This window comes from Nostoc linckia z4, assembly GCF_002608075.1.
GTDB classification, from domain to species: Bacteria; Cyanobacteriota; Cyanobacteriia; order Cyanobacteriales; family Nostocaceae; genus Nostoc; species Nostoc linckia.
Genome location: NZ_LAHA01000042.1, coordinates 48,630 through 67,816, shown reverse-complemented (window position 1 = coordinate 67,816; position 19,187 = coordinate 48,630). Strand labels below are relative to the sequence as shown.

Sequence of the window (19,187 nt, the reverse complement as noted above, 5' to 3'; positions counted from 1 at the left end):
TTTAAAACTTCACGGATTCGGGCTGAAGAAAACAGCTTTGCAAAATTCTTGCATTCGCAATTTGCTTTTTAGTTCAGATTCATTCGCCTGGAGTTACGATGCGAGGCGAGATGGACTCAATACCGATTCATCCTATTTTGCAGACAAGTATGCAGAAGAAATTTACTGTTTAATTCGGGGAAGGTTTTCCACAGCTTCCCCCGCTGCTACAAATTGCTAGAGTGAAACAGAACTGGCATTACTTGTTAACCAGTCGCCATCTAAAAATACACCTGCATTATTAATCAAAATATCCAACTGACCAAAAGAGTCACTAATCTGTTGAAAAGCAGACTGAATTTGAGTACTGTTAGTTACATCAAGGGCGATGGCTTCTGCTGAGATTCCTTCATCATGCAAGTTACTAGCTGCCGTTTTTGCTGCTTCTATATTTCTGGTTGCTATCAAAATCGTCAATCCATGTTGTCCTAGTTGACGACTCATCTCCAGTCCTATACCCTTATTTGCACCAGTAATCAAGGCTACTTTATTCTTGAGTTCGCTGTTTCCCACTGTTAGCCACTCCTATTGAATTGAGGATCTACGATGCATTTAAAAACAGTGTGTTTTCACTGTGTTTAAATACTCTCACAAACTTTCAGGCGAGAAAACCTAGAAAAAAGACTAGGTTTGTTTGCCTGAAAATCATCTGCCTAGAGAATTAAAATCTAATTTTTTGAAAAATTTTCTTGCTTAGTAGTACAAGTTAATGGTAAAGGTTGAAAATACCAAGATTATTGCAAAAACTTCCTGGTAACAATGAGGGTGGAGGATGAGAAATTGAAAACTTTACCATTGAAGAAAGTTTCAGCTGGAGCTGTGGCTTTAATCCTTGGCTGGGGAATCGGAATGGCTGTAGATGCCCAAACAAAAACTTTGGTAATCTATTCCGGTAGAGAGCAAAAACTGATTGGGCCTTTAATTGAAAAAGCTAAAAAAGACTTGAATAAGGACATTCAAGTGCGTTATGGCGATACTGCGGAATTAGCGATCGCTCTTTTAGAGGAAGGCAAAAATAGCCGTGCAGACTTGTTTTTTGCTCAAGACGCTGGTGCTTTAGGCACTTTAGAGAAAAAACAACTCACACTACCAATTGCCCCGAAATTGCTGAACAAAGTTGATAGTCGCTTTCGTTCTAGTAAAGGACATTGGCTCGGAATTTCCGGTCGCGCTCGTGTAATTGACTACAATACAAAACTAGTCAAACAAAGCGAATTACCAACATCAATTTCGCAGTTAACACAACCAAAATGGCGCACAAAAGTCGGCTGGGCCCCAACTAACGGGTCATTTCAATCATTTGTCACCGCCATGCGAGTCATTGATGGAGACCAAAAAACATTACAATGGCTCAAAGCAATGAAAGCAAATGGTGTTAAAGATTACGGTAAAAATTCCGCAATTCTAGAAGCTTTGGGACGGGGAGAAATTCATCTTGGTTTAGTAAACAATTACTACCTATATCGTTTCAAAAAAGACAATCCCAACTTCCCTGTTGCTCATCACTATACGAAAAAAGATGCAGGCTCGATAATTAATGTGGCAGGGGTAGCAATTACAAGTACAACAGACCAAAAATCTGATGCCGAAGCTTTAATTGATTATTTACTCAAACAAAGTTCGCAAAATTACTTTGCTCAAGAAACTAACGAATATCCTTTAGTAAAAGGAATTCCAGCACCATCAAAACAAGTGCCAATTAACAAACTCAATCCACCTAATGTTAGCCTGACAGATTTAGATGATTTACCAGGAACTTTGAATTTATTACAACAGGCAGGAGTTTTGTAGGAATTGAAAGCGGTTCGCCCTCCCTTATTTCTCACATTAGCCGCAGCAGTAGTGGCAGTGGCCATAGCTTTGCCATTACTGTATTTAGTCATTCGTACCACAGGCATTGGCGGGGAAGAATTATGGCAATTAATTTCTCGTCCCCGCAATGTCATGGTATTTTTCAACAGTGCGGCGATGGCAGCAACGGTAACATTTTTTTCTGCCTTAATTGCCATACCATTGGCATTTTTAACAGTACGGACAGACTTACCAGGAAGACGTTTTTGGTTAGTAGCAACAACATTACCCTTAGCGGTTCCCAGTTATGTAGGCAGTTTTGCGCTGATTGCAACATTGGCCCCACGGGGTAGCTTTTTACAGTTGTTGCTGCAACCATTGGGAGTAGAAGAATTACCTTCTATTTATGGTTTTCCGGGGACAGTTTTAGCAATTACTTTGTTTACCTATCCATACATGTTGCTGAGCGTTCGTTCAGCTTTGCAAGGTATCGATCCATCTTTAGAAGAAGCAGCGAAGAGTTTGGGTTATGGTGGCAAAGAAACATTTTTTCGGGTGGTTTTGCCGCAGTTAAAACCATCAATAATTGCAGGTGGATTATTAGTTGCCTTGTATGCTTTGCGTGACTTTGGTACACCTTCGCTGATGCGGTTTGATGCCTTTACGAGAGCAATTTTTTTGCAATATAAAGCTAGTTTTAATCGCAACTCAGCCGCAGCTTTAGCTTTGATGTTAGTAATACTGGTGCTAGGGATTTTGTGGTTAGAATATAGAATGCGATCGCGTGCTGCATACTATAGTCGTGGTTCCGCTTCCCTACGTCCACCAAAAATTGCCAAACTGGGAATTTGGAAATGGCCAGCTTTCGGTTTTTGTCTTTTAATTACTAGCTTCGGTGTAGCTTTGCCAGTAGGTGTTACCTTATTTTGGTTGATTCGAGGATTTAACATTGGTTACACATTCCCCAACTTAATCCCCAACATCCTCAACTCCATTGGCGCAGCCGGATTAGCCGCTTTAGCCACTACCATCTTTGCCCTACCAGTTGCAATTTTAGCAGTGAGATTTCCCAATAAAATTACCGCCATCATTGAACGTTGTTCTTATATAGGTTTTGGAGTTCCAGGCATTGTAGTTGCCTTATCTTTGGTATTTTTTGGTGCCAACTATTTGCCAATGCTGTACCAAACTTTACCCATGCTAATATTTGCATATTTAGTATTATTTTTACCGCAGTCAGTGGGAACAGTCCGCAGTTCGCTTTTACAATTGAATCCCCAGATAGAAGAATCAGCACGCAGCTTGGGTAGGAATGCTTGGCAAACTTTAAAAGAAGTAACTCTCCCATTAGTACAACCGGGAATTTTAAGTGGTGCAGTCCTAGTATTTTTGACAGCAATTAAAGAACTACCAGCCACCATACTCTTAGCACCTATTGGGTTTACCACCTTAGCAATGCAAATTTGGCAAGCCACAGAAAATGTAGATTTTGCCGACGCAGCCGCAGCGTCATTAGCCATGTTGCTAGTTTCTATCGGTTCAACTTTATTAGTGTTATCTCAAGACAACGTCAAAAAAGAAAAAATTATCAATCAAGTGCAAATAGAAACAGAATTTTAATTGAGATAGAAAGTAGGGAATAAATACTGTTGAATTCAAATATCAAATACAAAAATCAACTCTTCTTTTCTCTCACTTTTTGCCTCTGTGCGTGATATTTACACCCACAAAATTAGGATAAAAACCTCCTTTCCAACCCCTCTTTTTATGCAACAACTAATTCTCCACTTACAGAATGTCACCAAGCAGTTTGCAGAAAACACTTTTCCTGCTGTGGATAACGTATCTTTGACATTGCAACAAGGAGATATATTAGGATTGCTCGGCCCCTCTGGTTGTGGTAAAACAACGTTGTTGCGATTAATTGCTGGTTTTGAGCGGCTGCAAACAGGAGAAATTAAAATTGGAGAACGAATAGTTTCTAACACTTCTACTTGCATCCCAACCGAACAGCGCGACATTGGTATTGTTTTTCAAGATTATGCCCTATTTCCCCATTTGAATGTGGCAGAAAATGTGGGCTTTGGGTTGAAAGATTTTCCTAAACACCAAATACAAAAACGTGTAGCCGAAGTCTTAGGGCTAGTGAGACTCGGAGGCTTAGAAAAGCGCTATCCTTACGAACTTTCAGGCGGACAACAGCAAAGAGTAGCCCTGGCCCGTGCTTTAGCGCCCCAACCCCAACTCATGCTTTTAGATGAACCTTTGAGCAATCTTGATATCCAAGTGAGGCTACGCTTGCGAGAAGAGGTGCGAGATATCCTCAAAGCTGCTGGTACTTCAGCAATTTTTGTTACCCACGACCAAGAAGAAGCATTAGCAATTTCAGATATAGTAGGTGTCATGCGCCAAGGACACTTAGAACAACTAGGCACACCAGAAGAAATTTATACTCATCCAGCATCAAGATTTGTAGCCGAATTTGTGACTCAGGCTAATTTTGTGACCGCCCATCGTCAGGATAATTTATGGAAAACAGAAATCGGCAATTTTGAGTTAACAGCAAATCACAGCGAAAACGCTGGCGAAATCATGATTCGCCAAGAAGATTTTATCTTAAAGCCAGACAACGATGCCCCTGTGGTGGTGCGTACCCGGCGGTTTTTGGGACGTGAGTATCAATATTGTTTGCAAACTCCCTCTGGGAAAGAACTTCATGCCCGGACATTGGCTGATGTGGCTTTACCTGTGGGTACAAGAGTGGAGTTATCCATCGCTAGCGATCGCATCAAAGTTTTTCCGCACTAATCCAATCTAGCAAAGCCAGTAGTCTGGCAAGTCAACTTTGCTGGGTGAAGCCTGGGGAAAGGGGAAAGGGAAAAGGGTAAGGGATTTAAACCCTTTCCCCCTTACCCTTTTCCCCGCTTACTTGGTGTATGAATGTGCAATTTTGATGTGCAACAGCCACTAAGTCCCCAATTGGAATTTATTGTGCCTGTATCGGTGTCCAAGTAGAATAGGTATCTTCCACAAATGTGCTTTGGCAAGTTCCTTGACGCTTGGTGATTTTAACTTTCAGGGTGGTTATGTAAACACCATCCGTTAACTGATGTCCATAGCCTGAAACTTGACCAACCTGCCCAGTTTTTTGATGCAAAGCATAATCTCCAACGTTGAACATAGTTTTAATTCCTGAATTCACGAGGTTGAGTAGTCAAACATAAGACTTCTTGCAGAAGTAGGGGAAAGGGGGAAAGGTTTGTATTTTCCCTTTCCCCTTTAACCTTTTCCCTTTTCCCACAAGAGTGCAAAAAGCAATTGATTGCAAGAGGTATATAGTAACTTGGGCTGTGTGACTTGTGGCTGTTGTTAAGCCGCAATCTGGGGGTAAGTATCGGATGTGGTTTGAATTAGCAGGCGAGTGTAGAGCTGAGTTAGTCGAAATGCCACACTATACCAACTAAAGGCAATTTCTGTGCGTTGCCTAGCTGTTTCACCTAACTGGTCTCGCCAAGCTGGGTTAGCCAGAATGCGGTCTATGGCGGCAGCAAAAGCTACTTCGTCTTTTGGTGGCACAAGTAATCCTGTGACTTCTGGTACAACAGTAAATTGCAATCCACCCACATTACTAGCTACCACTGGAGTTTTACTCGCCATTGCCTCAATCCCAACTAAACCAAAAGGTTCATAATGGCTGGGCACTACGCAGACATCAGCAGCAGCATAGTACAAGGGAAGGATAGTATCATCTAGGCGACCAGTAAAGGTTGTACAATTTTCTAATCCGAGTTCTGTGACTATGTTGGCAATGCGATCGCGTTCGATGCCATCACTCTCACCCGGACGACTACCACCACCAATGACTAGCTCCAAGTCAGCGTTATCCCTAAAATTAGACTTGGCAACGGCTCTCACTAAGGTTTCTATTCCTTTACGGCGGTCAAAGCGCCCAACGTAGAGGACTATTTTGGCCTCTGGCGCAATTCCTAACTTTTCCCGCGCCACACACCGAGGAATTTGTCCAAATTTTTCGATATCGGTACCGCAAGGAATCATATCAATGTTTCCTTTGCTAGAAACGAGTACCCGCATGTGCTTTTGCTCTTGCGGACTAGTTGCAACCACACAATCTACAGTTTCCAAGCAAGCTTTTTCTACAGCTAATCGCTGGGCAGCAATTACAGGAACATCACCAATACTTCTGTATTTAACCGCTCCTAAAGAGTGGTAAGTGTGTAGCTGAATTAGGGGTTGCTGCTTTTTCAATTCCATACCAACCCAAGAAGATAACCAGTAGTTGGTATGAATTAGAGGGTAATGAAACCCTTGGTGCTGCTGGAATTGCTGAAATTCTCTGATGAATTCAGGTAGATAGTCGAATAAGTTATCTCGCCCAATAAACTCTGCTGGGCCGGCTTTTAACCGAATAGTACGACAGTTTAAACTATGTTGAACGATGGCAGCTTGTTCGGGATTACTACGACGAGTAAACATATCCACTTGCCAACCAAGCCTTGCTAGTGAATAACCGACTTGACGCACATATACATTTTGACCTCCAGCTTCTTCTTGACCAATTTCAGCAGCTGGGTCACCATCAACAGAAATGAGGGCAATGCGATGTTTCTTATTCTGGAACATGGTTGAACTTTACCTCAAGGTAAATAATCCTGCCTCAAACGCCAGAAATGGAGGTAATATTATCTTCTCCTCAAGGCCGAGGGCAGGTACAACGAAGTGCAAAGTTACCAGCCAAAGGACACTGACGAGAACAAGGCATTACTTAGTAAGAATGCTGCTCGTTCAGTCTCCTCTCAATGCCGACGAAGTTAGCTGACGGGCTAGGACTGAGAGATGTCCTTCTGCAAAAAGTTATGAGTTATGAGTTATTGCTTTAGTAACTTTTAACTCTTCACTTTTTACAAGATACGCCCCAGAATTGGTTCCTCCGCTCCGGTTTACCTTTTACAAAATTTTTTAGGTAATAAAAGTGGATTAGGCAGACTGATTTAATTTTCTTAAGATTTTATAACGTGGGTTCCTCAAGCATGTCAACAGTATGAAGAAAAAATGTGTCGTCAGGGAGAAGGAGTGTTGATTGTTGACTGTTGACTGTTGATTGTTCACCGAAGCCCCGTTGGAGTGGGAGTAGGGTCATTATCAGTTTTTTCGCTGTAACCAAGCAAAAATTTCATCAACAGAGAGTGTCAAATTCATATCTTCTAACACTGGTAATATATCTTGTCCTGCCAACAAATCTGGCAAACGATTAGGCTGATAAACGAAAATACAGCGATCGCTTGGGTCGATTAACCATCCTAGCTGACTGCCATTTCTCAAACAATGTAAAATATTGCCAGTGACTTTGGTTTGACTTTGAGCAGGGGAAAGAATTTCTATTATCCAAGCAGGTGCAAAATTAATACCACTGCTAATAATTTCACCGTTTTCATCCACTGGTAGTTGATTGCTGGAGATAACAACTACATCAGGAACTACTGAACGATTACCGCAGGTACAGCGCAACTCTGGAAAGGCTTCGTAGTTACTTTCCAATGTATCGATTACTGGAACTAAACGTTTTTGCAATAAGCTGTGTTTGCCTCCTGCCATTGGTTTTTGAATTGCCTCTCCGTTAATGTATTCCCAAGCTGGTGACTCCTCAATATTTGGAAGTTTTAAGAAATCTTCTAGAGTCGTGGTTTCTGTAACTTTAATTTTTCCTTGCGTCAACTCAAGATTTTTCATAACATTTTGTAAGAAGTAGGAAAACTCTATATTATTAAATAATGGAACAGATATGGAAGATTCGCTAATGCAATTAGTAAGTCGAGAGCATATTGCGATCGCTCCTGATGTGCGGAGTGGAAAACCGTGCATTATCGGTACTCGCATTGCTGTAGAAGATGTGGCGGTGATGCATCTAAAGCTAGGGTACTCTTTGGTAGAGATTGCTGGTAAATATGACCTGTCACTAGCATCTGTTTATGCAGCAATGGCTTATTACTTCGATCGCCGAGACGAGATCGATCGCCGCACAGCCCAAGAGGATGAGTTAGTTGAGGTACTGAAGCAAAATTATCCCTCGCGTCTGCAAGAGAAGCTTAGACAGTTGAGGAATGAGTGAACGAATTCGCTTTCATCTGGATGAGAACGTCGATCCGGCGATCGCGCTTGGCTTGCGTCGTTATGGAATTGATGTCACAACAACCAATGATGTGGAATTACGCACTCAAAGTGATGAAATCCAGTTAGCGTTTATTCAGGAAACACAGCGAATACTGTTTACTCAAGATGCAGATTTTTTGATTATTGCAAGTTCTAGATTCGACCATCCTGGTATTACCTACTGTAAGAAAGGAACTCGTTCAATTGGTGAAATCATTGAAACTTTGGTTTTAATTTATGAGGTGATGACACCTGAAGAGATGCTGGGACGTGTGGAGTTTTTGTGAAGGGGAAGCAACATCAACACGCTAGGTTGAAGCACAGAAGTGTTGAGCGTAGCTTGCCGCCGTAGGCATTGCTTTGTGACTTTCACTCCAGCCGACAACTTTTATTTTGTTTGTTACAAAGTAGTGTTGGGCTACTGCCACTGACAACTTAGATTAATAATCTAAATGCATCATTGAACGCTTAATAGTGTGGAAAAGCATTATCTAGTTAAATTCAATAGAGTTTCACAAAAATCTGATTTACTGCAATTAGTTAATCCCGTTGTTAAATACTTCATTGAGAATTCCTTAAAGCCTGGGTACTCGTTTAAGAAAATACGGTAGAAAGTAGCCTGATCCCCAGAGAGAACATAATCTTCTATGCCACCTTGACCAACATAGTTAATCCAACGTGCCTGAAACCTTACTTCTAAGAAATATAGTGTTGAGTATTGCTTCCACTTTGGATCAAGATTATTCTCGTATTCGTATAAAGCATCTTGCCAAGTACCACTGGAAATTATAAATGTTGGAGAACGATATTTTATAGCCTTTTCAGCCATGTGGATCTTTTTAAGACTGAAGTAGAATCCTGCCGTTCCATCCGAAGACTTTGGCACATAGTATTCACCTAATTTATTTAATTGGACAAATATAAAACCATAATAAGTACGATGATGAGATGGAAATGGTGTTTTAGGCAGGGAATTTGCCGTGTAATTGTACCTTGTTTTTGAATTCTCTATTAAATAACTTTCGAGTTGAGACAGGAAAAGTACTAGCTCAGATTTAGGCATTAATGGTGCTTGCCAATAGCGAATTTTGACACTTTGTTCACCAGATTCGTCAATAAGTTGGTCAAAGGAATTTTTTCGATGATGTTTAAAAAAACGAGTTTTTAAACATCCGGCTTGGCCTATATAAGCTGTAGGCTCTTGATCTGTACCTACAAAATAAATACCTCCGTATGTGGGAAGCGATTTTTTGTCAATATATAAAGTCCAGGGAAGTTTAGTTACGTTAATAGATTTAGCAGTAGCAATAATTTTAGAGGGGTATACTTTCTGTTTCATTGTTTAATTTACAGCTAGCTATATTGCAAAGGATTTCAATCAGCCATTGCTATTTCTAGAATGCCCAAAATTTCCTCACGTATAACCCAATTCATTGCTATACATCTCACAAAATTAATTTCTAAGCTACATACAGCTATGGAGTTCAAGTGTATAAAGCGTTGTCATTTAATCCCTTAAAAAGGATGTCAATAACAAAATAAAAAGCCCACTAACGTGGGCTTCTTAAATTAATTCAGAATTTTTACTTACCGTTTTGCTAACTTCTTCGCCATCTTCCGCAGGCGAATTGATTTGGGTGTAACTTCCACCAATTCATCAGGGCCGATGTATTCCAAAGCACGCTCTAGACTCATTTCTATTGGTGCTTGCAACTGCACTAATTCATCGCCACCGGACGCGCGGTGGTTGGTTAACTGCTTGGTTTTGCAGACATTCAATTCCAAGTCTTGGGGACGATTGTGTTCGCCGACAATCATACCTCTGTAAACTTTGGTGCCGGGAGTAATAAAGAACGAGCCTCTATCTTCGGCGTTCTTCATGGCGTAGAAGGTAGCAACGCCTTCTTCAAAGGAGATTAAAACGCCTTTGTTCCGGGCTTCAATGTCACCACTGAGTTGACGGTAGTCAAGGAAACTGTGGTTCATGATGCCTTCGCCACGAGTCATCCGCATGAATTCACCCCGGAAACCAATCAAACCACGGGCGGGAATGACAAACTCTAACTGAGTGCGATCGCCACTACCCGGTTGCATATCTTGCATTTCGCCTTTGCGTTGTCCCAGGCGTTCGATACAGCTACCTACGGCATCAGTAGGTACGTCTAACACCAACAGTTCGTAAGGTTCGCAAGGTTGGCCGTTGACTTCGCGGTAAATTACCTGTGGCTGAGATACCTGAAACTCGAAACCTTCCCGGCGCATGGTTTCAATTAAGATACCCAAGTGCAATTCGCCACGACCGGAAACCAGGAATTTGTCGGGGGAATCGGTTTCTTCTACCCGCAATGCAACGTTGGTTTCTAATTCGCGGAAAAGGCGATCGCGCACTTGTCTTGATGTCACCAATTTGCCTTCTTGACCTGCAAAAGGTGAATCATTCACCCAGAAGGTCATTTGCAAGGTTGGTTCGTCCACTTTAATTAGTGGTAAAGCTTGCGGTTCGTTGGGGTCTGTAATTGTTTCGCCAATGTTGGCATCTGCAAAACCAGCAACAGCGACAATATAACCAGCGGATGCTTCTTCCATCTCCACCCGCTTCAGCCCTTCAAAACCTAGCAATTTACTAATTTTAGATTTGACAATTGTACCATTTTCTGTTACTAAGGCCGCTTGTTGTCCGGCGCGAATCACACCGTTGTGAATTCTGCCAATGACAATTCGTCCCAGGTATTCAGAATAATCTAGGGTTGTGACTTGCAATTGCAGCGGCTTATTCACGTCGCCTACTGGTGGTGGAACGTGTTGCAGAATCGCATTAAACAGTGGTTGCATATCTACCGATTCTGCTTCCATGCTTTCTTTGGCATAACCTCCCATACCGGAGGCAAACAGATAGGTAAAATCACACTGGTCTTCATCTGCGCCTAATTCTAAGAACAGATCCAGTACTTTATCAACAGCGACGTGTGGATCGGCTTTGGCACGGTCGATTTTGTTGATCACAACGATGGGACGTAAGCCTTTTTCTAAGGCTTTTTTGAGTACAAAGCGCGTTTGAGGCATGGGGCCTTCGTTAGCATCGACAATTAGAAGACATCCGTCAACCATGCCGAGTACGCGTTCTACTTCGCCACCGAAGTCAGCGTGTCCGGGTGTATCAACAATATTAATCAGCGTTTCTTTGTAGCGAACCGCCGTGTTTTTGGACAAAATTGTAATTCCCCGTTCCCGTTCTAGGGCGTTGGAGTCCATGACGCAATCCGGAACGTCTTCACCTTCACGGAAAATGCCGGACTGTTTGAGGAGTGCATCAACCAGGGTGGTTTTGCCGTGGTCAACGTGGGCGATAATTGCGACGTTGCGAATTGGGAGCGTCATAGAAGCTTTGGGTGAACTTTAGAGGGGGTTTATAGATTTACATTTCAGTGCTAGGCTTTTCTAACAGAATTGGGGGCGATCGGCAAATTCTGTAAAGAACCTTTAATAATTCTAGCGTAATCGTCACAATTGCGGAGACTTTTATCAAGACCACAATGGCGAGTATGAGGTAATTGCGGCGGTCAACGGATGAAAAAAAGCTGATGTTAGCTGTGCTGTTGAGTGTTAACTGTTAACTGATGATTGGGCATGGGGCATTGGGCATTGGGCATGGGGCATGGGGCATGGGGCATTGTGAAGAAGCAGTTCTTGGCAGGGGGCGGGGGTAGAGGGGAAGATTTTCTCCCCTGCTCCCTGCTCCCCTGCCTCCTCATCTCCCTTGTCTCCCTTGTCTCTCTCTCATCTCCTCTGTTTCTTCAAAGGCGATATCACTGATAAGAATTGGGGCTATTTTAAAGAAAGAACGTTAATTGTGCTGTTAACTACATATCGAGTTAGTTTGCAAGGGGGCGATACCTACAGCGGGTTTCACTTATGCCTGCTTATTTGTTATCCATGTAGAAACGTTGCAGTACAAAGTTTCTATTGGTTTTAAGGTATATTTTAAAAATTAATAAAATGACAGCGATAAAATAATTATTATGATCTGCTGCCTGAATCCTAATTGCGAAAATCCCCAAAATCCTGACGGGACAAATTTTTGTCTTAGTTGCGGGGTAAAGTTGATACCCCTACTGAGAAATCGTTATCGGGTTATTGGACTGTTAGGGAGAGGGGGGTTTGCACGCACATATGTGGCAGAAGATATAGATAAGCTCAATGAACAATGTGTTGTTAAACAGTTGGTTTTAAGTCAATTTTATGGTTCTCAAGGTACCAACGCACATAAAAAAGCAACTGAGTTGTTTGAACGAGAGGCCAAACGCCTTAAAGAATTAGGGGAACATGTGCAAATTCCCAATTTGTATGCATATTTTCAGGAAGGCGAATATCTGTATTTAGTGCAGCAGTTTATTGAAGGACAAAATCTGTTGCAGGAACTAAAACAGCAGGGAGTTTTTGATGAAGTTAAAATTCGATATTTTTTGCACGATTTATTATCTGTGCTGGTAACGGTACACGAACAAGAAATAATTCACCGGGATTTGAAGCCAGAAAATATTATTCGCCGACAAAACGATAATAAATTAGTGTTAATTGATTTTGGAGTGTCAAAGCAAAGGAGAGAAACTAGCAACACTGCAATAGGAACGATTATTGGTTCATTGGGTTATGCACCTATTGAACAAATGCAATTAGGTAAAGTCTTTACTGCCAGCGATCTCTATAGTTTAGGAATTACTTGTTTTCATTTATTAACTAATATTTCTCCATCAAGTTTATGGATGAAACAAGGTTATAGCTGGACTTCTAATTGGCGACAGTATTTAAAGCAACCAATAAGTCATGAATTAGAGTTAATTATTGATAAATTAATTGAAGAAAATCATGAAAAGCGTTATCAGTCTGCCCAGGCTGTATTGGAAGATTTGAAGAAGTTACCACGATTGAGAAATACATTACCTCCTACAGTTCTTTCACCATCTGGTATATTAGAATCACAGCCACAATTTGAACAAAAAACAACTGGTTCTGGATATCTACGGTTATTTTCTAATTATCAATTATTGTCGGGAGCAATAATTACTGCAAGTGGTAGTTCGTTTTTGGCGATCGCTCTGTTCACTTTTCTCGGAACCACTTGGATTAGCTCAGGATTGTGGTTGGTAATTTTAGCCGGTTTAGTATTTATTCAATCTCGTTCTCTCGTGGAAAAAGTCTCTTTAATTATCATTGCCGTTATGGCAAATTTACTTCTAGTTTTGAGTTTCAAAAATCTCCTAAATACAAATATTATACTATCTGGGTTAAATGGGCTGCTACTTGTAATTTTATTGGTTGTACTCGCCGGGTTTGTCACAGTTATTATTGTAGGTACGTGGGAAATAATCAACAAAGTAATTTCTCAATATTTTTAGTATTAGATATTTTAATTAACTTTCTATAATTGGAGAAATTATTTATGACAAATAAAAAAGAAAACTTGAAACTGCTTCTTTCTCTGGGTCTGGCTGGAGTAATGGTAGCAATTCTTTTTTGGCTAATTAGTAAAGTTTCTTCGACACTTATATCGCCAAATCCTGGACAACCTTCATCTATAGAATTCTCCAATAAACCTTCAATAATCAATTTGGGAACGAAGATTTTAGTAAAAGTACAAACATATCCAGAAAAAAGAGATGCAGTTAAAGCTTTTTCTGAGAAAAATTACAGCACTGCTGTGGAAAAATTTACCGCATCTTTGAAAAATAACCCCAACGATCCAGAAAGTTTAATTTATTTAAATAATGCCAAAATTGCACGAGACAATTCAGAAAATCTAAAAGTTGCTGTGATTGCGCCAGTTAATTTCGATCAGAATTTAGCAGAAGAACTTTTGCGTGGTGTAGCTCAAGCTCAAAATGAAGTTAACGAACGAGGCGGAATCAATGGTAAAAAATTGCAAATTGTCATTGCAAGTGTTGAAAATCGAGAAGATTCCCAAAAGCTAGATAAGGAATTGGTTGAAGACCGGAGTATTGTAGCCGCAGTTGGTGTCAGACGTGATACTGAAATTTATAATGATAAAGGGTTGGTGTTAGTCTTCCCCGTAGAGCGTCCAAATCAAGCAGAAAATCCAGAAAACACAGAACAAAATTTACTAAATAATCAGCAGAATACTGTTAAAAACAACTACTTGTTTCATATAAATCCTTTATATGACAATTTAATAGATACTCATGCTCGTTATATTGCTCGACAAGGGAGAAATATTGCTATTTGCGGCGATATTCGTAACTCAGGAAATAATTCAAATTTTTCATCTAGTAAAATTCTTGTAGAACAGTACACTCAAGCCATCGAACAATATGGCAGTAAAGTTATTAGTACGTCTTGTAATTTAGCAGATAAAAATTTCGATCCTAAAGCTTTTGTAGATCGAGCTATAGAAACAGATAATGCTAGTGGTTTTTTACTAATACCTTCACTTAGGAGTATAAATTATGCGACTAAAGTCGCACAAGAAGTTAAAGGTAGAAAACCACTATTTGGTTCCGAAACTATGTATAGTGCGAAAACTTTAGAAAATGGCAGAGATGTGGAAGGAATGGTAGTACCTGTATTTTGGCATCGTGATGCTAATAAAAATAACCCATTTGCCGAAAATGCTCTTGAACTTTGGAAGGCGAGGGTAAATCAAAGAACAGCCGGAGCTTATGATGCAATGCAAGTAATTATCGCCGGTTTGGAACGAGATAGCACCCGTGAAGGCCTGCAAAAGGCACTGTCTAATCCTGATTTTTCAACTTCTGGAGCTACAGGAAATATTATGTTTTCTCCTTCAGGTAAGCGTCAAGGAGAAGCTTTGTTAGTCAAAATTGAGCGTTGCGAACGTTGTTCTTCTGGAACTAATTACGATTTTGTTTTGTTGACTAGGAAGTAGTTAGGAAGTAGGGACAGAAAAGTGATATTGTGTTTTAATTGGTAAGATAATGACAAATTCCGCCCCTTTTTCTAATTCTGATATTACTTCTATTTTACCTTTGTGTTTGTCAACTATCTGATAGCAAACACTTAGACCTAATCCAGTACCTTTACCAACTGCTTTGGTTGTGAAAAAAGGATCGAATAGTTTATTTTTGATTTCTGCTGAAATGCCATAGCCGCTATCTTTGATTCCTATTTTAATGTAAGTATCATCTATTTTTAATGTATGTATAATAATTTGTTGGTTTTTATATTTATCATTTTTTTCGTCTAAAATAGCATCGATCGCATTATTTAAAATGTTCAAAAATACCTGGTTTAATTGCGCTGGATAACACTCAACTAAGGGTAAATTACCATAATTTTTAATGACTTCAATTTCTGGTTGAAATCTGTGATTTAAAATTAACAATGTATTGTCAATTCCTTGATGAATATCTACCTCTTTCATCTCAGCTTCATCTAATCGCGAAAAGTTCCGCAAACACAAGACGATTTCTCGGATACGTTCAGCGCCGACTTTCATTGAAGAAAGTACAAGTGGTAAATCTTGATTAATAAAATTTAAATCAATTTCTTGAATTCTTTCTTCAATTACACAAATTGAATCTGAATATTGTTCCTGATATAAACTCACGAGGCTAAATAAATCTTGAGTATACTCAGATATACATTGAATATTGCCATAAATAAAGTTTACAGGATTATTAATTTCATGAGCTATACCTGCTACCATTTGCCCAAGAGAAGACATTTTTTCACTTTGAATTAATTGACCTTGAGTTTCTTTTAAATCTTGCAAAGTTTTTTTAAGTTCTTGGGTTCGTTCTTCTACCCGATGTTCTAAATTTTGACGAGCTAGTTCTAGTTCTTGGGTTCGTTCTTCTACTCGATGTTCTAAATTTTGGCGAGCTAGTTGTAGTTCCTGGGTATAATCTCCCACCCATTCAACTAATTGATTCAAAGAAGCAGCTAATGTCCCTACTTCATCCTTGCTTCTGATATTGGCTCGGAGTTGAAAATTTGACTCCTGAGTAATTTTTCTAGCGACGTTAGTAACTATTTGTAAAGGACGAGCAATTAAGCTACTAGTATATAGTGCTAACATAATTGCGATCGCTGCTGTTAACAGCATACTTCCAACTATAATTTTAATTCGTAGTTTTTGAGCATTTTCAAAACTAGAAATTGCTTTTTGTTTTTGAATTTCAGCATAACCGATAATCAAAATTAATTCATCTGAGAGTTTTTCAAATTCAATAGAAACATTAACTTCTTTTTGGAAAAAATTTATTAGTTTTTCTTCTCCAACTTTTGTTAGTGATTCATGTTGGTCAATTTGTTGCCAAAAATTTTGTACTACTTGAATATATACTTTCGTATTTTTGCGGTAATTGTTTAATAAATATAATAAATTTGAATTATTAATAGTTGAATCATTAGTATAATTTTTGATAAAAACTTCTAGTTTAGATAACTGTTGATTAACTTGACTCATTTCATCTACAAATCTGTTTTTTTCAAATTCTAACCAAATAGAATTTTCCCAAACAGTAACTAATCTTTGTGGATGTAGCCTAACTCTAGTAATTTTATTTTCTAAATCTTTTAAAAGAGATTGTTTTTGTTCAGATAAATTCAACTGTTGCTGAGCAAGTGTTTCATAACGATATGCAATTAATAAACCACTGATTGTGCCTATAAAAGTAATACTACCTGCCACAGTATAGCCATAACTAATTTTTCTAGCGATATTCCAGTTATCAGTTAAGTGGCTCAGGAGAATAAAAATTCTTTTAAAATAGCGTTTTATACCAGCTATCATTTATTTAGAGACCATACTATTAAAGGAAATTTCCTTGTCCAATTTTTTGATAAACTTCTCGAATCATATTATAATCACTATCATTTGCTGTAATTAATTTACTACCCTTATACTTTTGATTTGCTTTAGCAGTTAGTAAACTTTGAATGAGTTTATCTTGATTATTAATCATGCGCGATCGCATATCTTCTATAAAGCTAGATGACAATTGATTACTAGCAACAAATACATCATTAGGCAATAATTTGCTAGTAAATATTATGGAAAAATCTTTCTCAGATAAACCCTCAGATTCCAAGATATTTTTGTATCTATCAGATGCAGTGGCCCAAGCATCTACTTCACCTTTTTTTAATGCTTGTACTCCTTTATCATCTAACATCACTGTTTTGAAATCAGTTTGGGGATTTAATCCAGCATCAATTAATAGCTTTGTAGGAGCAATATGACCAGAAGTGGAGCCAATTTTCCGCATGGCAATTGTTTTGCCTTTCAATTGAGATAATAATTTAATTTGGCTATTGGCAGGAACTACAATAATTGAATGGTAGTTAATGCGCTCAATTGCAATTATCGGAATAGCCTTGGCTCTAGCATTTAAAATTAAGTATTCTGAAGGGCCTGCAAAGACAATATCTACTTCTCTTGATAACAGTGCTGGCGCTGCTGCTATGGGATTTTCTACAGGAAAAAACTCAATTTTAAGACCTAATATTTCTTCTAATGTAGTCTTAAAATATCCAAAATCTCGTTGTAAATTTTCAATTCCAGAGATATCTGTAACTGCAAATTTTAAATTCTTTGGTGTAGTTATTGGCAATTGCTCTGAGTTATTATTAGTAGAATTTATTCCTGTTGTGCAGCCAGCAGTAAATAGTAGCGAATACCAAAGCAAGTTCCGCCGTTTCATAGGTTTAAATGTTATTACAAATGTATAATTTTTAGTTGTTAGTTAGTCATATACTTGTGAAGTTTATTGTTTTATTGTATTACTGGCTTCTGTAAAATTACGGAAATAAATTTAAAAAAAAAGAATTCAGGAGCCAGAATTCAAAATTCAGAATGAATTACAGCGGATTTCAATAATCGTGAAGTATTACCATTTTGATTTTCCGCAGTTATTCCTGATTAATTGTTCTGATTACTGAATTCTGAATTCTGAATTCTAATTTTGATTTTTTACAACTTCAAATTCCAAGCAGCAAAAGCTAAAGCACCCCAACCAGCAAGAAAGGCTACGCCACCTAATGGTGTAATTGCTCCTAAAGACTTGACACCAGTTAAGCTCAAGGCGTACAAACTTCCTGAAAAAATAGCAATACCAATAATGAATAACCATCCACTGGCTACGAGGGTGGGTTGGGGTAATTCGGTACGACTAATTAGTAGTGCTACTAAAAAAAGTGCGAGAGCATGATACATTTGATAACGAGCGCCAGTCTCAAAAATTTCTAGCGATCGCTCACTAATTTTTTCTCGCAAAGCATGGGAAGCAAAAGCACCAGCCGCAACTGACAAACCGCCTAAAATTGCAGCTACGCTCAAGAAAATTTGTGTCATTACACTTAGCTGTAAGATGAAGATTGGGCATTGGGCATTGGGCATTGGATATGGTGTATTAGTTTTAGACTAATGACTAATGACCAATAACTAATGACAATTAGACATCAAAATGATATGATACAGCCCCTTCTTCATTCACTTTAAAATTTGCATTGAATTCTTTAGCTTTTTGATCTAAATATAGTCTGGCATCTGCTGGGGGTAATTGTGATTGCATAGCAAAGCCTAAAACAGTTACGCGTCCTTGATTTTCTTGTAACATCTGATAAAAAAGAGATTGCAAACGTTCGCTACGCTGTTGATTCAGTGCTTTTTTCTCTTGCCGACTTTGACGATACAATCCCAATGCTAACCATGCACCCAATGTGAAGGTAGGGACACCAAAAATTAGACCACCAGCAACAGTATTATTATCTTGATAAGTAGCATTTGGCGCAGAAAAATCATACGCATCTTTCACAGGTAAGAATACCTTACGTGTAGCAAATTTTTCTAATGCTGCTGATGCTGATAGCGTTAAAAACATGAATCCGAGTGTTAGTAGCCAACCGGCAGCCAATTTTTCAGCAGTTTTCATAGTTCCACTTCAGATTTGAACTTTGCTAGAGATTTTAACCTGACTTTCTCTGAGGTTCCAGTATATCAATCTACTTCTTGGGACAGTTTTTTAGCGAAACCACTACGCTTTCTAGCGTATTTTGCTTAAAAAACAAGGTTATTAAGCGCGTACAAGATAATCTAGTAATCATGTAATATTTTAATATACTTAGTTTCCTATAATAATTCGGCGTTACAAATTTCAGGATGATTGTGGGACAGGCATTTTGCCAGGTTCAGCAATTTCAGCATGAGTTAC

General features: G+C 39.0%; 19 protein-coding genes and 1 riboswitch. Of the genes, 8 read left to right on the top strand and 11 right to left on the bottom strand.

Going from position 1 to position 19,187, the window contains the following annotated elements; all coding sequences use genetic code 11:
- The coding region (locus tag VF06_RS42185) for a hypothetical protein (RefSeq protein WP_218964541.1) at nucleotides 1-220 on the top strand (220 nt) is incomplete at its 5' end.
- On the opposite strand, the gene VF06_RS26640 is transcribed toward VF06_RS42185, so the two are convergent.
- Nucleotides 217-552, bottom strand: coding sequence for an SDR family NAD(P)-dependent oxidoreductase (locus VF06_RS26640; RefSeq protein WP_244918162.1), 336 nt, complete (start codon nucleotides 550-552; stop codon nucleotides 217-219). The two genes, VF06_RS42185 and VF06_RS26640, sit on opposite strands and share 4 nt — an antisense overlap.
- Before the next feature lie 336 nt (nucleotides 553-888).
- On the opposite strand from VF06_RS26640, the gene VF06_RS26635 reads away from it, so the two are divergent.
- The 3 genes from VF06_RS26635 (at nucleotide 889) to VF06_RS26625 (ending at nucleotide 4,638) form a co-directional block, all read left to right on the top strand.
- On the top strand, nucleotides 889-1,830 hold the full coding sequence (locus tag VF06_RS26635; protein ID WP_497812652.1) for an extracellular solute-binding protein: 942 nt from the start codon (nucleotides 889-891) through the stop codon (nucleotides 1,828-1,830).
- Between the two features lie 3 nt (nucleotides 1,831-1,833).
- Entirely contained in the window at nucleotides 1,834-3,450 is a 1,617-nt protein-coding gene (locus VF06_RS26630) for an ABC transporter permease (RefSeq protein WP_099069834.1), read from the top strand.
- A gap of 147 nt (nucleotides 3,451-3,597) precedes the next feature.
- On the top strand, nucleotides 3,598-4,638 hold the full coding sequence (locus VF06_RS26625) for an ABC transporter ATP-binding protein (protein ID WP_099069833.1): 1,041 nt from the start codon (nucleotides 3,598-3,600) through the stop codon (nucleotides 4,636-4,638).
- 178 nt (nucleotides 4,639-4,816) lie between these two features.
- Here VF06_RS26625 and VF06_RS26620 read toward each other — a convergent pair whose 3' ends face one another.
- From VF06_RS26620 to VF06_RS26610, 3 genes are all read right to left on the bottom strand, one after another.
- The gene (locus tag VF06_RS26620; protein WP_099069832.1) at nucleotides 4,817-5,011 is read right to left on the bottom strand and encodes a hypothetical protein; all 195 of its coding nucleotides are present in this window, start codon (nucleotides 5,009-5,011) and stop codon (nucleotides 4,817-4,819) included.
- A 188-nt stretch (nucleotides 5,012-5,199) separates the two neighbouring features.
- The gene (locus tag VF06_RS26615) at nucleotides 5,200-6,471 is read right to left on the bottom strand and encodes a glycosyltransferase (protein ID WP_099069831.1); all 1,272 of its coding nucleotides are present in this window, start codon (nucleotides 6,469-6,471) and stop codon (nucleotides 5,200-5,202) included.
- A gap of 162 nt (nucleotides 6,472-6,633) precedes the next feature.
- Nucleotides 6,634-6,824: riboswitch (cyclic di-AMP (ydaO/yuaA leader) on the bottom strand.
- A gap of 166 nt (nucleotides 6,825-6,990) precedes the next feature.
- Nucleotides 6,991-7,578 (bottom strand): Uma2 family endonuclease, encoded by a 588-nt coding sequence (locus VF06_RS26610; protein WP_099069830.1) that lies wholly within the window; start codon nucleotides 7,576-7,578, stop codon nucleotides 6,991-6,993.
- Between the two features lie 52 nt (nucleotides 7,579-7,630).
- Between VF06_RS26610 and VF06_RS26605 the strand changes: the two genes are divergently transcribed.
- Both VF06_RS26605 and VF06_RS26600 read left to right on the top strand, forming a co-directional pair.
- Nucleotides 7,631-7,957 (top strand): DUF433 domain-containing protein, encoded by a 327-nt coding sequence (locus VF06_RS26605; RefSeq protein ID WP_244918160.1) that lies wholly within the window; start codon nucleotides 7,631-7,633, stop codon nucleotides 7,955-7,957.
- Nucleotides 7,950-8,285 carry a DUF5615 family PIN-like protein gene (locus VF06_RS26600; protein ID WP_099069829.1) on the top strand — a complete coding sequence of 112 codons (336 nt, stop codon included), beginning with the start codon at nucleotides 7,950-7,952 and terminating at the stop codon, nucleotides 8,283-8,285. The genes VF06_RS26605 and VF06_RS26600 overlap by 8 nt, the downstream gene beginning before the upstream one ends.
- 200 nt (nucleotides 8,286-8,485) lie before the next feature.
- Here VF06_RS26600 and VF06_RS26595 read toward each other — a convergent pair whose 3' ends face one another.
- The 3 genes from VF06_RS26595 to VF06_RS39550 form a co-directional block, all read right to left on the bottom strand.
- Nucleotides 8,486-9,337, bottom strand: coding sequence for a GIY-YIG nuclease family protein (locus tag VF06_RS26595; protein ID WP_099069828.1), 852 nt, complete (start codon nucleotides 9,335-9,337; stop codon nucleotides 8,486-8,488).
- A 248-nt stretch (nucleotides 9,338-9,585) separates the two neighbouring features.
- Complete coding sequence (gene typA, locus VF06_RS26590) at nucleotides 9,586-11,376, bottom strand: translational GTPase TypA (RefSeq protein ID WP_096537843.1); 1,791 nt, start codon at nucleotides 11,374-11,376, stop codon at nucleotides 9,586-9,588.
- A 206-nt stretch (nucleotides 11,377-11,582) separates the two neighbouring features.
- Complete coding sequence (locus VF06_RS39550) at nucleotides 11,583-11,750, bottom strand: histidine kinase (protein ID WP_143861766.1); 168 nt, start codon at nucleotides 11,748-11,750, stop codon at nucleotides 11,583-11,585.
- A gap of 267 nt (nucleotides 11,751-12,017) precedes the next feature.
- On the opposite strand from VF06_RS39550, the gene VF06_RS26585 reads away from it, so the two are divergent.
- Nucleotides 12,018-13,394 carry a serine/threonine-protein kinase gene (locus tag VF06_RS26585; RefSeq protein WP_099069827.1) on the top strand — a complete coding sequence of 459 codons (1,377 nt, stop codon included), beginning with the start codon at nucleotides 12,018-12,020 and terminating at the stop codon, nucleotides 13,392-13,394.
- A 44-nt stretch (nucleotides 13,395-13,438) separates the two neighbouring features.
- Nucleotides 13,439-14,899, top strand: coding sequence for an ABC transporter substrate-binding protein (locus tag VF06_RS26580; protein WP_099069826.1), 1,461 nt, complete (start codon nucleotides 13,439-13,441; stop codon nucleotides 14,897-14,899).
- On the opposite strand, the gene VF06_RS26575 is transcribed toward VF06_RS26580, so the two are convergent.
- The 4 genes from VF06_RS26575 to VF06_RS26560 all read right to left on the bottom strand — a co-directional run bounded on the left by VF06_RS26575 (nucleotide 14,900) and on the right by VF06_RS26560 (nucleotide 18,908).
- Complete coding sequence (locus tag VF06_RS26575; RefSeq protein WP_099069825.1) at nucleotides 14,900-16,768, bottom strand: sensor histidine kinase; 1,869 nt, start codon at nucleotides 16,766-16,768, stop codon at nucleotides 14,900-14,902. It lies immediately after the preceding gene.
- Between the two features lie 19 nt (nucleotides 16,769-16,787).
- Nucleotides 16,788-17,678, bottom strand: a complete 891-nt coding sequence (locus VF06_RS26570) for a phosphate/phosphite/phosphonate ABC transporter substrate-binding protein (RefSeq protein WP_099069824.1) — start codon at nucleotides 17,676-17,678, stop codon at nucleotides 16,788-16,790.
- Between the two features lie 269 nt (nucleotides 17,679-17,947).
- Nucleotides 17,948-18,328, bottom strand: a complete 381-nt coding sequence (locus VF06_RS26565; protein ID WP_099069823.1) for a DUF423 domain-containing protein — start codon at nucleotides 18,326-18,328, stop codon at nucleotides 17,948-17,950.
- Nucleotides 18,329-18,428: 100 nt separating this feature from the next.
- Nucleotides 18,429-18,908, bottom strand: coding sequence for a hypothetical protein (locus VF06_RS26560; RefSeq protein WP_099069822.1), 480 nt, complete (start codon nucleotides 18,906-18,908; stop codon nucleotides 18,429-18,431).
- Nucleotides 18,909-19,187: the final 279 nt, after the last annotated feature.

Coding starts and splice junctions, on each gene's coding strand:
- VF06_RS26635 (WP_497812652.1), top strand. CDS start 889: ATGGCTGTAGATGCCCAAACAAAAACTTTGGTAATCTATTCCGGTAGA.
- VF06_RS26625 (WP_099069833.1), top strand. CDS start 3,598: ATGCAACAACTAATTCTCCACTTACAGAATGTCACCAAGCAGTTTGCA.
- VF06_RS26620 (WP_099069832.1), bottom strand. CDS start 5,011: ATGTTCAACGTTGGAGATTATGCTTTGCATCAAAAAACTGGGCAGGTT.
- VF06_RS26615 (WP_099069831.1), bottom strand. CDS start 6,471: ATGTTCCAGAATAAGAAACATCGCATTGCCCTCATTTCTGTTGATGGT.
- VF06_RS26610 (WP_099069830.1), bottom strand. CDS start 7,578: ATGAAAAATCTTGAGTTGACGCAAGGAAAAATTAAAGTTACAGAAACC.
- VF06_RS26605 (WP_244918160.1), top strand. CDS start 7,631: ATGGAAGATTCGCTAATGCAATTAGTAAGTCGAGAGCATATTGCGATC.
- VF06_RS26600 (WP_099069829.1), top strand. CDS start 7,950: ATGAGTGAACGAATTCGCTTTCATCTGGATGAGAACGTCGATCCGGCG.
- VF06_RS26595 (WP_099069828.1), bottom strand. CDS start 9,337: ATGAAACAGAAAGTATACCCCTCTAAAATTATTGCTACTGCTAAATCT.
- typA (WP_096537843.1), bottom strand. CDS start 11,376: ATGACGCTCCCAATTCGCAACGTCGCAATTATCGCCCACGTTGACCAC.
- VF06_RS39550 (WP_143861766.1), bottom strand. CDS start 11,750: ATGAGGAGGCAGGGGAGCAGGGAGCAGGGGAGAAAATCTTCCCCTCTA.
- VF06_RS26585 (WP_099069827.1), top strand. CDS start 12,018: ATGATCTGCTGCCTGAATCCTAATTGCGAAAATCCCCAAAATCCTGAC.
- VF06_RS26580 (WP_099069826.1), top strand. CDS start 13,439: ATGACAAATAAAAAAGAAAACTTGAAACTGCTTCTTTCTCTGGGTCTG.
- VF06_RS26575 (WP_099069825.1), bottom strand. CDS start 16,768: ATGATAGCTGGTATAAAACGCTATTTTAAAAGAATTTTTATTCTCCTG.
- VF06_RS26570 (WP_099069824.1), bottom strand. CDS start 17,678: ATGAAACGGCGGAACTTGCTTTGGTATTCGCTACTATTTACTGCTGGC.
- VF06_RS26565 (WP_099069823.1), bottom strand. CDS start 18,328: ATGACACAAATTTTCTTGAGCGTAGCTGCAATTTTAGGCGGTTTGTCA.
- VF06_RS26560 (WP_099069822.1), bottom strand. CDS start 18,908: ATGAAAACTGCTGAAAAATTGGCTGCCGGTTGGCTACTAACACTCGGA.